Origin of the sequence: Bacteroides ovatus, assembly GCF_001314995.1 — a bacterium.
In the GTDB taxonomy this organism is placed as follows: Bacteria; Bacteroidota; Bacteroidia; order Bacteroidales; family Bacteroidaceae; genus Bacteroides; species Bacteroides ovatus.
Genome location: NZ_CP012938.1, coordinates 3,591,278 through 3,604,762, shown reverse-complemented (window position 1 = coordinate 3,604,762; position 13,485 = coordinate 3,591,278). Strand labels below are relative to the sequence as shown.

Here is a 13,485-nt window from a genome sequence, read left to right as displayed (position 1 = left end):
TAGTTTGAAAATCAAATGAGAAATAGGCGGTACTTTTTTATTCGTACATTTGCCACAGTCAAAAGGAAGTCCTTAAATCGACAGAATAAAAACCTATCAAATATTTATATTATGAATCTAAAATCCAGAAAAACAGTATTTATCACAGGGCTCTGCTTGGCATCTCTGGTTAGTGGTGTTCCTCTTCCCGCTAATGCGTCTGCCGACACGACAGCAATGATACAACAGCAATCCGTTAAAATAAAAGGACGGGTGACGGATGCTTCGGGAGAACCGGTGATTGGTGCAAATGTAGTACAGAAAGGTACGACAAACGGAACTATCACTGATTTGAACGGTGATTTTACATTAACCGTTTCGCAAGGGGCGGTTTTACAGGTCAGCTTTATTGGCTATAAGCAGCAGGAAGTATCCTTAAAGAACGGACAGGCCCAGGTGACTGTTGTTCTTAAGGATGATGCGGAACTGCTGGACGAGGTTGTCGTAGTGGGTTATGGTACAATGAAGAAACGTGATTTGAGCGGTGCCGTTTCGCAGATAAAAAGTGACGACCTGATGAAAGGCAATCCTACTGATTTGAGTAAGGGGTTGGCGGGCAAGATTGCCGGTGTGCAGGTGAATCAGAGTGACGGCGCTCCGGGGGGCGGCATCAGTATTCAGATTCGCGGTACGAACTCTTTCTCTACCAACTCACAACCTCTTTATATTGTAGACGGCGTGCCGTTTGATACGGGAGATACCCCAGCCAGTGACACAAATAACAGTCAGAATAAATCAAACCCATTGGCATTTATCAATCCGCACGACATTCAGAGTATTGATGTCTTGAAAGATGCTTCCGCGACTGCCATATATGGTTCCCGTGGGGCGAACGGGGTTGTTATCATAACCACCAAACGAGGTGAGAAGGGAAATGAAAAGGTGGAATTCAGTGCCAACTTTACATTCTCGAAGATAGCGAAACGTATGGATGTGCTCGACGCATTCACTTATGCCAATTATCAAAACGAACAAGTGCTTAATGATTATAAATATAGTAATAAACCTTATGGCAAGCTGCCGTATCCCGGGGCTTGGGAATATCCGGCCTTGCCGGGTGGCGGAAACGATACTTCTGCTGGCAAATACCTGCCGGCACCGGAAGACTTCCTCCGACCGGGTGATTATGTAGATGAATATGGTAACATTTCCTATGTGGGGGTGGCCGACTGGCAGGATTTGATTTATCAGAACGGCTTTTCGCAGGAATATAATATCAGTGTATCGGGCGGTTCGGACAAGGGTTGGCACTCATTCTCCGGTAATTTCCTCAAACAGGACGGTATCATCAAGAATTCCGGTTTTACCCGTTATTCATTACGTTCCAATATAGGCAGGTATATAACCAAATGGTTGGAAATGGGCATGAATACCAGTTTCACACATACTGATACGGATTTCTCGAAGACCAACTCTTCTGATTGTGGTGTTATCCGTTCTGCATTGGTGTTTCCCTCGACGTATGATCCGCAGAAGAATAAGGCGGAAACTGGTGAATTGAGCTGGCTTGCATCTAATCCGTTGGCTTATATAACCAACACAAAAGATAATTTGCGCAGCATAAATGTGTTCAATTCAAGCTATATGGAGGTTAAACTTTTGTCTTTTCTGAAGTTCAGACAGAATTTGGGTATCAGTTATACTAACAATGACCGTGGCATGTACTATGGCCGCGAAACGCAGGAAGGTTCGTCCACTACTAATATCAATGGCAAGGCCGAACAGTCAAGCAACTGGTGGTTGGGAATCACCGCCGAATCACTGCTGACGTTCGATAAGACGTTCGGTATCCATAGCGTTAATGCGGTGGCAGGTTTTACGGCAGAGAAATCCAGTTGGGGAAGCAAAGCAATGTCGGCCACGGGATTTCCCAACGACATCACTCAGGATTTCGATATGAGTTTGGGAGCTAATCCGGGCAAATTGAGGTCTGACAGGGGAGATGCAGCTTTAGCTTCATTCCTGGCACGTGTCAATTACACTCTCATGGATAAATATATCCTTACTGCATCCTGTCGTGCTGACGGTTCGAGTAAGTTTACCGATAAGAACAAGTGGGCTAGTTTCCTTTCTGGAGCTGTTGCATGGCGTATGTCGGAAGAGAAGTTTATCAAAGATTTGGGGATATTCAGTAACTTGAAGTTGCGCCTGAGTTATGGTGAAACGGGTAACCAAGGTATCGGAAGTTATCGTACGCTGCCAATGCTTAATATGGCAAACTATCCTTTTGGCGGGGCTATCAACAGCGGCTTTGCCGAAGTGGACTGGAGAGGCCCGGTTTCCGATGACTTGCGCTGGGAGACGACTGCCCAATATAATGTGGGAATTGATATGGGATTCTTGAATAACCGTATTAACCTGACGGTGGATTATTATCATAAGAAAACACGCGATTTGCTTCAGGATGTGAAAATCCCTTCAAGTACCGGCTTCGGTAGCATGATGGTCAATAGCGGACACATCACTAATGAAGGGCTTGAACTGACCGGTAAGTTCTATGTGTTGCAGAATACACCGCTGAAATGGAATATCGATGCGAATATCTCGTTCAACCGCAACAGGATTGGCGGACTGAAAGCAGACCAGTTTGCGCAGAAATTATGGAGTTCGGCTGATGAGGTGTTCATACAGCGCAACGGTTGTCCTATCGGGGCTATATATGGTTATGTAGAAGATGGATTCTATGATAATCTGGCAGAGGTGATGGCTTCGCCCAGTGCAGATATCCGCGCAAAAGGCGCCGGTATGATTGGTGAAATAAAATACAGGAACTTTGATGATAATCCCGATATTACTTCGGCCGACCGGGTGATTATCGGAGATACGAATCCTGATTTTGTTTATGGACTTACCAGCAACTTCGAGTGGAAGGGCGTTACATTGAGCTTTTTCCTGCAAGGAAGTCAGGGAAACGACATTTTCAATGGCAACCTGATGGATATGAAGATGGGGAATGTGGGTAATATCACCCATGAAGCCTATAATACCCGCTGGACAGAAGCCAATGCCGCCCAGGCAAAGTGGCCGAAAGCCGTTTCGGGCTACGAACGTAATATGCTTATCTCTAACCGTTATGTAGAAGACGGCTCTTACTTGAAGCTGAAAAGCTTGAATATCGGGTATGTCTGGAAACCTAATTTCAAAGGTATCAGCAATGTCAATGTGTATGCCAGCGCAACCAATCTCTTCACCATTACCGGCTATAGCTGGTTCGACCCCGAAGTGAATGCTTTCGGTTCGGATGCCTCCCGGCGTGGTGTTGATGTGTATTCCTATCCCAGCAGCCGCACATTCTCATTGGGCATAAAAGTAGATTTTTAAGATGATAAACAATTAAATGTAACTCCATGAAACTGAAAAAAATATATATCCTGTTATCTCTTTCTTTAGCAGGCATGACAACTTTCTCCGCTTGCCAGGATTTCTTGAGCGAAAAGCCATATTCTTTTGTGGGCCCGGAAGAGGTGGGCAACGATGATGCTGCAGTCAGCCAATGGGTGACCGGCGTGTACAGTAAATGGGCGGACGATATGTTCCGTTGGGGGAATTTCCCCCGCGTGCTTGATATGGACTGTGACTATGCTTCCGGCCCTGACTGGGCATTCAGCAATGCAGGTGCCGGCAATTATCAGGGAGATGATGTGACCAATACCATTTGGAAGGGTTGCTATAACTTGATTAATCGCGCTAATGTGGCTATTAAATATATCAATGCAATCACGGGTGCCGATGAACGGGTAAAGACGAACGGTCTGGGTGAGGTGTATTTCCAAAAGGCTTTTGCCTATTTTATGCTGGTAAAGGCGTATGGTGAGATCCCGTTGTTTGACAGGGCTGTCACGGACGGGACGGGATACAACAATCCTCGCCGTCCGATAGCCGATGTCTATGCTGAAATAGTTCGTCTTTTGGAAGAGGAAGCCATTCCCCGTCTTTATAAGAATACGGATGCGGAGTATCAGACAGGACATGTATGTGCAGGAACAGCTGTCGGACTGCTCGCTAAAGTATATGCAACCATGGCTTCCGGTGCACTTCCTGCAGGTGAGAAAATGACAGTGATGACCGGTTCGTCTTATTCATACAATGGTGACGATAAAGTCTTGGATATGCCTGTAAGGCGGGAGTTTGTAAAGACTCAGGTGAAAGGTTACGAGAGTTTCGATTGGAGGGATTGCTATGAAAAAGCTGCCAAATGGGCGGGATATCTGCTCTATCCTACTCCGGACAACAACTACGGCAGCCATGACCTGCTTCCTTATGACCAACTGTGGAAGCGTTCCGGACTGGGGCAAAGTACCGAACATCTGTTTGCCTTGCAAGGTGCCAACGGTGATGAACTTTATGGAAACAGTATCTTTGAATGGTACAATGGGATTGACAATGGACGCGGTGTAGTGGCCAGCGGTCTGTATATCGGCAACCGTTATCACTGGTATACTCTGTTCACCTCTCAGGATTACCGTGTCACACAAGGAGTGAAACATCGTTTTATAGTAAGCTATCAGGACGAAGAGGGAAAACCGAAGAGCGGCTTTTTCTATCCGAATACGCCGGAGTACGTGCTGAAGGCCACAGGCTATGATGCTAACGGAAATTATGTGGCAGAACCGGAAGCTCCCTACAACGACGGACGTAACTATTACTTTAACGTATCGAACGAGTGTCTGGCATTCACCAACAAATATGCAGACGTTACAGACGCCACACAGAAAAAATCGGATGCCTACTGGCCTTTCCTTCGTCTGGCTGACATCGTGCTGATTTACGCAGAAGCGAAATGTGAATTGGATAATGGAGTATCTTCGGAGGCTATCAGTGCATTGAATAGGGTACGTATCCGTTCGAATGCCACTCTTGCATCAAGTTCCGGTGATGGAGCCATTGCTTCCAAACAAGCCCTGCGTTCCGCCATTTTTGAAGAACGTGCCAAAGAACTTGCGCTGGAAGGAGACAGGCGATGGGATTTGATTCGTTGGGGAATCTATGTGGAAGTGATGAACTCTATCGGCGGAATCAACAAGGACGGTTCTCAAACCCACTACGATGAAGCCGGTGTGAACAAACATCGTGAACAGCGTCATTTGCTCTTTCCATTGCCTTCTGATGAGGTTTCTACTAATGAAGCGATTGACAGCAATAATCCGGGTTGGAGTTAAAGTGCCTTCCCTATTCTAGAATAAAGTCAGAAATTTAAAATCAATATTTCATGAAAAGATTATCTTTCAAATCCATAACTCTTATGTGCTGTATGGCGTTGAGCTTTGGTGCTTGTCAGGACATAGTGACCTATAATGATAATTATGATGACGAAATGGCGTCAAGCGGTGCCCCCGTTATTGACGCTGTGTATGACTCCAAAGACAGGGATAAATTGTTGCCAATCACTGACGGAAATCTGGAGCAGATGATTGTACTCGACGGTTCCAATTTAAGCCGTGTGAGGAAAGTGATGTTCAATGATGTTGAACTTCCTGTCGGTGAGGTATATGCGACTGCCAGCAGTGCCTATCTTCCCATTCCCCGTCAGATTCCGTTGGAAGTGAATAATAAGCTCTATTATGAAACGGAGTTGGGAAGTACCACTTATGATTTCACGGTGTCTGTACCCTTGGTTCAGGTGGACGGTCTATATAATGAGTTTGCTCTTCCCGGCACATCTGTACAGCTGAAAGGTAAATACTTCGACCTCTATGGGTTCGGAGGCGCGAATTCCACTTCTACTGTCAAAATGAATGGTGTCGAGCTTGAGGTAGATTCCATCTCGGACAAATATATGTCAGTTGTCATTCCTGAAGATGCTCAGGATAACTCTGTCATCGAAGTGAGTTATATGGGAGCGGGTTCTGTTGCACATACCGAAAAAATCCCTTATCGTATGACGGATGCGATTATCTGGAACCTTTCTCATCCTGATGATTACGGACTCTGGGCAGGCAAAGAACTTATCATCAATGAAGCAGGCGACAATGAGCCCGAAATTCTCTATGGACCTTATTTTAGGGTAACCGGCAGTTATGGTGCCTGGAATTGGACGAATCTTGTTTGCGGAGGATTCAACTGTCCGGCTGATGTGGCGGCAGCTCCTGCCGATTACAATTTTAAGTTTGAGGTTTACTCTCCTACGGGACATCCGTTCTACGATTCGGCTGGATATGGCTATCTGATTCAGCTTAATAATGGCAATTATCCGTGGAATCCTTCTGCGAATGGCAGTTTCAATACTTACGGGAAGTGGTGTACTGTTTCGATTGATTTGCAGACCGTGTCGGGTAATGCTTTCTCGGAAGGATGGACAGGGTTGTCATTCATTCTCCAACCTAATTCGGATTGGAACGTAGACCACAGTTTCGCCAATATCCGTATTGAGAAGAAAATCCGGTAAATGATTATAGAAAATAGGTATGAAGAATATATATAACTTTTTGATTTATTTCATCTTTTGCGGCATAGGAGCAGGATGCTCTTCCTCGTCCGGGGAAGACTTTCCGGCTCCGGAGTCGGAACCGGTGGACAATTCATTGATAAAGAAAGAACTTTGCACCGAAGGTGCATCCGTTGAGGCTAAGAAAGTGTATACATATCTGAGAAACTGCTGGGGGAGAAAAACTTTGAGCAGTACAATGGCGAACGTGACATGGAACGTCAATGAAGCAATATGGGTAAACCGTCAGACCGGGAAGTATCCTGCCATTGCCTGCTTTGATTACATGAACCTTCCCGCTTCACCGGCCGACTGGATTGATTATAATAAGATATCGGTTGTTGAAGACTGGTGGAATGCCGGAGGATTGGTTGCTGCTTGCTGGCATTGGAATGTGCCGGTCACGGAAAATAGCAGTGAGTATAAATGTATGATTAGTGAAACGGATTTTGACATCACCAAGGCATTGCAGGAGGGAACCCGGGAAAATGAAATCATTAAAGCCGATTTGGAAGAATTGGCGGGTTACTTACTGCTTTTGAAGCAGAAGAATATTCCTGTAATTTGGAGACCGTTGCACGAAGCTGCAGGCAAATGGTTCTGGTGGGGGAAAGATGCAGCTTCATACAAACGGCTCTGGAAACTCGTATATGAGACTTTCAAGCAGAAAGGGCTGAACAATCTTATCTGGGTATGGACTAGTGAAACGAACGACAGGGACTGGTATCCTGGTGATGCATACGTGGATATTATCGGACGGGACGTGTACCACAAGACCAGCGCTGCCGGACTGGCAACGGATTTTGATGCACTAAAAAAAGCTTTCCCGGACAAGCTGATTGCACTTAGCGAATGTGGTGATGTGGCAACCATAGACAAGCAACTGGCAGCCGGAGCCCAATGGGCATGGTTCATGACTTGGTATGATTATGAAGTGACAAAGGACACTACTGCGCCTGTTTTTAATTCCGGACAGCACGAACATGCCGACAAGGCTTGGTGGAACAACGCTTTCGGCCAGCCTGGTGTGATTTGCCGTAGTGATTTGCCTTCGTTTAAATAACAGACTATTCAACTTTTATGATGAAATATATTATTCTGACTATTAATGCGATATTTTGCCTCCTCTTGCCGACTGCATGTAGCGGAAGTGGAGAAACCGGTGAAAAAACTCCGGAAACAGTTGCCTTGTTGCAAAACTTGAAACAGGCGGAACGGAAAGGCATCCTTTTCGGTCATCATGATGATACTGCTTACGGAATAGGTTGGGAAGGAGATAAGGGTCGTAGCGATGTTAAAAGTGTCTGCGGTGCCTATCCGGGGGTGATGTCTTTCGATTTGGGCGAGATTGAACTCGGAGGAACACATAATCTTGACAAAGTATCCTTTGCGCATCTTCGTGAATATATTATCGAGCAGTATGCCCGTGGCGGCATGATTTCGCTCAGTTGGCATGTACGTAATCCGAAAACGGGCGGTGACTCATGGGATGTGACCGATAGCACCGTAGTGGCTTCTGTCATGCAAGGGGGAGAGAACCATGTGAAAATGCTCGAATGGATAGACCGTGTGGCCGATTTCCTGCTTTCGCTGAAGACAAAGGAGGGTGTACTCATTCCTGTGGTGTTCCGCCCTTGGCATGAACATACCGGAAGCTGGTTTTGGTGGGGAAAGGATTTGTGCTCTTCGGAACAGTACAAGACCCTTTGGCGGATGACTAATGACCGTTTGCGTCTGAAGGGAGTGAATAATGTGCTGTTAGCTTACTCTCCGGGAATGGAATCTGATACGGTTGAGGAATATCTTGAACGCTATCCGGGGGATGATATTATAGATGTTCTCGGTACGGATGTATATCAGTTTGAACGTTCCCAGTATATCAAGCAATTGAACAAGATGCTGACGATTCTGACCGAGGCGGGCAAGAAGCACGATAAGCCTATTGCCCTGACCGAAACAGGATTGGAAGGCATTCCCGATTCTTTATGGTGGACAGGGACTCTGTTGCCTGTCATTGAGAAATATCCCCTCAGTTATGTACTGGTTTGGCGTAATGCGCGTGAAAAGTCCACTCATTATTATGCTCCCTATCCCGGACAAGTATCTGCCGATGATTTTGTGAAATTCAGTCGGTCTCCGAAAATATTGTTTGTCGGAGACAATTTTGAACTCTATAAATAAGGAAACATGATGAAGAACCTGATTAGAATCTGCCTGTTTACTATGCTTTTGTTTGTAACAGGAGACCTGGCTGCCCAAAATATACATTTGTCAACCCCTCGTACCTCACTGGTGCTCTCGGCTCCGGCGGGAGGAGAGTTGAAGTATGTATATTATGGCAGTAAGCTTACTGAAAATGACTGTCGCGAAGTTTATAATGCACCTACCATGCAACATGGGGCTTATCCGGTATATGGTATGAACTGCCCGGGTGAGTCGGCGCTGGCAGTGACTCATGCCGACGGAAATATGACTTTGCAAATGGAAGTGGCTGGTACGGAAATAAAGAACACTGACGGAGCAGTTACTGCTGTCATTAAACTGAAAGACAAGGTCTATCCGTTTTCTGTGAATGTGTGCTACAAGGCCTACTCCGATGTCGATATCATAGAGACTTGGACGGAGATAGCCCATGCGGAGAAAAAGAACGTTATGTTACGTAAGTTTGATTCGGCTTTTCTGCCTGTGAGAAGGGGAGATGTATGGTTATCAAGTCTGTATGGCTCATGGGCCAACGAGGGAAGGCTTGTGCAGGAACCTCTTGAACCGGGCATGAAAGTGATAAAGAACCGGGACGGTGTGAGAAATTCACATACGGCACATGCCGAGGTGATGTTCTCGCTTGACGGGAAACCTCAGGAGAACTATGGCAATGTCATTGGTGCAGCTCTTTGTTATGGCGGAAACTACAAACTGCGCATTGATACGGACGATAGTGAATATCACCAGTTTTATGCCGGCATAAATGAAGAAAATTCAGTTTATAACTTGAAGAAAGGAGAACTTTTCATAACTCCGGCTTTAGCATTGACTTACAGTGCTGAAGGGTTGAGCGGATGCAGCCGTAACTTTCATCGTTGGGCGCGCAAATACAAACTGGCGCATGGAAATTCTCTCCGTAAAATATTGCTGAACAGTTGGGAAGGAGTGTATTTTGATATCAACGAGAACGGTATGAACCAGATGATGGGAGATATCGCATCTATGGGCGGTGAACTGTTTGTGATGGATGACGGGTGGTTTGGCGATAAATACAAACGTAACTCTGACAATTCTTCATTGGGCGACTGGAAGGTGGATACCGGGAAGCTGCCCGGTGGTATCCGTAAATTGGTGGACGATGCCCGCCAATATAAGGTGAAGTTCGGTATATGGATTGAACCGGAAATGGCCAATACCACTAGTGAACTTTACGAAAAACATCCGGAATGGATATTGAAAGCTCCCTTGCGCGAACCGGTATTGGGGCGTGGAGGGACGCAGGTGGTGCTTGACTTGGGTAATCCGCAGGTGCAGGATTTCATATTCAATCTTGTAGACACTTTGATGACCAATTATCCGGAAATAGATTACATCAAATGGGATGCGAACATGGCTATTATGAATCATGGGTCGGACTATCTGCCGAAGGATGAACAAAGTCATCTGTATATTGCCTATCATCGGGGATTTGAGAATGTTTGCCGCCGGATACGTGCCAAATATCCGGAACTCACCATACAGGCGTGTGCCAGTGGAGGCGGGCGTGCCAATTATGGAGTGCTTCCTTACTTTGATGAGTTTTGGGTGAGTGACAATACGGATGCGTTGCAACGAATTTATATGCAATGGGGAGCCTCTTATTTCTTTCCGGCTATAGCTATGGCTTCACATATCAGTGCTGCGCCCAATCATCAGACTTTCCGCACCATTCCTTTGAAATACCGTATCGATGTGGCTATGAGCGGTCGTTTGGGAATGGAAATACAGCCCAAGAATATGACAGGCGAAGAGAAAGAGCTATGCCGTAAAGCTATTGCTGATTATAAAATGATTCGTCCTGTGGTACAGTTGGGAGATATTTACCGGTTGCTTTCTCCGTATGACAGGCTGGGGGCAGCTTCGCTGATGTATGTTGCACCGGAAAAAGAGAAGGCTGTGTTCTATTGGTGGAAGACCGAGCATTTTTGCAATCAGCATTTGCCGCGTACCAGGATGGCGGGGCTTCATCCGGATAAGATTTATAAGGTGACCGAGCTGAACAGGATAGACAACCAGCCTCTGGATTACGAAGGAAAAGCTTTCAGCGGCGCGTATCTGATGGCGAACGGGCTGGAAATGCCTTATAATCACAAAGTGGATTACCATAAGTTGAGTGATTATTCCAGTCGGGTACTTTATCTGGAAGAGGTTAAGTGAATATATATAAGAGAATAACGACATTTAATTTGACGATTGATATGATTACATTTAAAGAGAAGTTGAATACTCTGTTTGATGATTACAATAAACTGATTACCAGCAAGAATGTGCCTTTGGAAGACGGTAACGGTATTCTCACCCGTTATAAGTATCCGATACTGACGGCTGCCCATACTCCTGTCTTCTGGCGTTATGATTTGGATTCTGAATCCAACCCTTATCTGATGGAGCGTATCGGCATGAACGCTACATTGAATTCCGGCGCTATTAAATGGAACGGCAAGTACCTGTTGGTAGTACGTGTGGAAGGTGCCGACCGTAAATCGTTTTTTGCGGTGGCCGAGAGTCCTAATGGCATTGACAATTTCCGTTTTTGGGATTATCCTATTACGATGCCCGAAGATGTGATTCCGGCTACCAATATTTATGATATGCGCCTTACGGCGCATGAAGACGGCTGGGTGTACGGCATTTTCTGCGCGGAAAGACATGACCCGGCAGCGCCGGCGGGCGACTTGTCGTCGGCAACTGCCACTGCTGCCATAGCTCGTACCAAAGATTTTGTGAACTGGGAGCGGCTGCCTGATTTGAAGACCGGAAGCCAGCAACGCAATGTCGTGCTTCATCCCGAATTCGTCAATGGGAAATATGCACTTTACACCCGTCCGCAGGACGGATTCATCGATGCCGGAAGCGGAGGGGGAATCGGCTGGGCATTGGTGGACGATATGACTCATGCGGAGGTAAGAGAGGAAACGATTATTGACCGGCGCTATTATCATACCATCAAAGAGGTGAAGAACGGAGAAGGACCGCATCCTATCAAGACTCCTAAAGGGTGGCTGCATCTGGCACATGGGGTTCGCGGATGTGCCGCCGGGTTAAGGTATGTTCTTTATATGTATATGACTTCTCTTGAAGACCCGACGCGTGTGATAGCTTCTCCTGCCGGGGCAATCATGGTTCCCGAAGGCGGGGAGCGTGTGGGAGATGTTTCGAATGTACTGTTTTCCAATGGCTGGATTGCAGATGAAGACGGAAAAGTATTCATTTATTACGCTTCGAGTGATACACGTATGCATGTGGCAACTTCTACCATAGACCGATTGGTGGATTATTGTCTGAATACTCCGCAAGACGGTTATTCTTCATCTGCTTCTGTGGAAATACTGAAACGCCAGATTGCGAAAAACCTGAAATTGATGAGTTGATGCACAGCATCCTTAAATAACGGTCTACCATGATAAAACTAAAAGAAAAGATTGGCTACGGTTTGGGAGACATGGCTTCCTCTATGTTCTGGAAGTTGTTCGGCTCTTATCTTATGATATTCTATACGGATGTATTCGGGATGTCTGCAGCCGTTGTGGGGACTATGTTCCTCGTCACTCGTGTATGGGATTCGGCATTCGATCCTATTGTCGGAATCATTGCCGACCGCACTCATTCACGGTGGGGGAAGTTCCGCCCTTATCTGCTATTTCTTGCTTTTCCGTTTGCCTTCATCGGAATCCTTACTTTTACTACTCCCGAATGGAGCATGACGGCGAAGATTGTATATGCTTATATTACTTACTCACTGATGATGATGGTTTATTCTGCTATCAATGTGCCTTATGCTTCTCTGTTAGGTGTAATGAGTGCCGAACCGCACGATCGCAATGTACTGTCTGTCTACCGCATGGTATTTGCCTATTTGGGCAGTTTCATCGCATTGCTGCTGTTCATGCCTATGGTGAATGCTTTTAGCGAGGGACATGGTGAGCAATATGGTTGGGAAATGGCTGTAACTGTGATTGCTGTCATGTGTACTGTCTTTTTTATCGGTTGTTTTGCTTTGACCCGTGAGCGTGTGAAACCTATAAGGGAGAAGCAAGCCCCGCTGAAAGATGATTTGAAAGATTTGTTGCACAACCGTCCCTGGTGGATTTTGTTGGGAGCGGGTATTGCTGCCTTGATTTTCAATTCCATTCGTGACGGTGCCACTGTGTATTATTTCAAGTACTTTATTGTAGAAAACAGTAATGAGCCGGTTACTTTTCTAGGTATCCCATTTGTATTAAGCGGACTGTACCTGGCTATTGGACAGGCGGCTAATATTATCGGAGTGGTTTTGGCCGCTCCGGTCAGTAACCGTATCGGGAAGAAAAGAACTTATATGTGGGCTATGGTAGTTGCAACGGTGCTCAGTATCGTTTTCTACTGGTTCGATAAAGAGAATCTCGTACTCATTTTTATTTTCCAGATACTTATCAGTATTTGTGCCGGCAGTATTTTTCCTCTTTTATGGAGCATGTATGCCGATTGTGTAGACTATTCCGAACTTAAAACGGGTAACAGGGCTACCGGACTGATATTTTCTTCTTCATCCATGAGCCAGAAGTTCGGGTGGGCAATCGGCAGCGCTGTCACTGGCTGGTTGTTGGGGTACTTCGGTTTCCAGGCGAATGTGGTGCAAAATGACCAGGCTATTAATGGTATCAGGATGTTTCTCAGCTTTTTGCCTGCCATAGGTACCTTATTGAGTATTTTATTTATCAGCATGTATCCGCTATCCGAAAGAAGAATGAAAGAAATCATCGGGGAACTGGAACAGAAGAGAAACCAACATTAAACATTTA

The 13,485-nt window shown here is 45.9% G+C and carries 8 protein-coding genes; all 8 read left to right on the top strand.

Annotated elements, in window-relative coordinates; all coding sequences use genetic code 11:
• Positions 1 to 111: 111 nt before the first annotated feature.
• Genes Bovatus_RS14245 through Bovatus_RS14210 form a run of 8 tightly spaced genes read left to right on the top strand, consistent with a single transcriptional unit; the run spans position 112 to position 13,478 of the window.
• Positions 112 to 3,360 (top strand): SusC/RagA family TonB-linked outer membrane protein, encoded by a 3,249-nt coding sequence (locus Bovatus_RS14245; RefSeq protein WP_004296499.1) that lies wholly within the window; start codon positions 112 to 114, stop codon positions 3,358 to 3,360.
• A gap of 26 nt (positions 3,361 to 3,386) precedes the next feature.
• Positions 3,387 to 5,198, top strand: a complete 1,812-nt coding sequence (locus tag Bovatus_RS14240) for a RagB/SusD family nutrient uptake outer membrane protein (protein ID WP_004296498.1) — start codon at positions 3,387 to 3,389, stop codon at positions 5,196 to 5,198.
• A 50-nt stretch (positions 5,199 to 5,248) separates the two neighbouring features.
• On the top strand, positions 5,249 to 6,424 hold the full coding sequence (locus Bovatus_RS14235; RefSeq protein ID WP_004323073.1) for a glycan-binding surface protein: 1,176 nt from the start codon (positions 5,249 to 5,251) through the stop codon (positions 6,422 to 6,424).
• Between the two features lie 19 nt (positions 6,425 to 6,443).
• Positions 6,444 to 7,526, top strand: coding sequence for a glycosyl hydrolase (locus tag Bovatus_RS14230; RefSeq protein WP_004296496.1), 1,083 nt, complete (start codon positions 6,444 to 6,446; stop codon positions 7,524 to 7,526).
• Between the two features lie 17 nt (positions 7,527 to 7,543).
• Positions 7,544 to 8,644: a glycoside hydrolase family 26 protein gene (locus Bovatus_RS14225; RefSeq protein WP_004296495.1), complete on the top strand. Its 1,101-nt coding sequence runs from the start codon at positions 7,544 to 7,546 to the stop codon at positions 8,642 to 8,644.
• Positions 8,645 to 8,650: 6 nt separating this feature from the next.
• The gene (locus Bovatus_RS14220; protein ID WP_004296494.1) at positions 8,651 to 10,861 is read left to right on the top strand and encodes an alpha-galactosidase; all 2,211 of its coding nucleotides are present in this window, start codon (positions 8,651 to 8,653) and stop codon (positions 10,859 to 10,861) included.
• Between the two features lie 41 nt (positions 10,862 to 10,902).
• Positions 10,903 to 12,075 carry a glycoside hydrolase family 130 protein gene (locus tag Bovatus_RS14215; RefSeq protein ID WP_004323080.1) on the top strand — a complete coding sequence of 391 codons (1,173 nt, stop codon included), beginning with the start codon at positions 10,903 to 10,905 and terminating at the stop codon, positions 12,073 to 12,075.
• A 29-nt stretch (positions 12,076 to 12,104) separates the two neighbouring features.
• The gene (locus Bovatus_RS14210; protein ID WP_004296492.1) at positions 12,105 to 13,478 is read left to right on the top strand and encodes an MFS transporter; all 1,374 of its coding nucleotides are present in this window, start codon (positions 12,105 to 12,107) and stop codon (positions 13,476 to 13,478) included.
• Positions 13,479 to 13,485 lie beyond the last annotated feature (7 nt).

Excerpts from the sequence above, each read along its gene's own strand:
- Bovatus_RS14235 (WP_004323073.1), top strand. The coding sequence starts at position 5,249 with ATGAAAAGATTATCTTTCAAATCCATAACTCTTATGTGCTGTATGGCG.
- Bovatus_RS14220 (WP_004296494.1), top strand. The coding sequence starts at position 8,651 with ATGATGAAGAACCTGATTAGAATCTGCCTGTTTACTATGCTTTTGTTT.
- Bovatus_RS14215 (WP_004323080.1), top strand. The coding sequence starts at position 10,903 with ATGATTACATTTAAAGAGAAGTTGAATACTCTGTTTGATGATTACAAT.
- Bovatus_RS14245 (WP_004296499.1), top strand. The coding sequence starts at position 112 with ATGAATCTAAAATCCAGAAAAACAGTATTTATCACAGGGCTCTGCTTG.
- Bovatus_RS14225 (WP_004296495.1), top strand. The coding sequence starts at position 7,544 with ATGATGAAATATATTATTCTGACTATTAATGCGATATTTTGCCTCCTC.
- Bovatus_RS14230 (WP_004296496.1), top strand. The coding sequence starts at position 6,444 with ATGAAGAATATATATAACTTTTTGATTTATTTCATCTTTTGCGGCATA.
- Bovatus_RS14210 (WP_004296492.1), top strand. The coding sequence starts at position 12,105 with ATGATAAAACTAAAAGAAAAGATTGGCTACGGTTTGGGAGACATGGCT.
- Bovatus_RS14240 (WP_004296498.1), top strand. The coding sequence starts at position 3,387 with ATGAAACTGAAAAAAATATATATCCTGTTATCTCTTTCTTTAGCAGGC.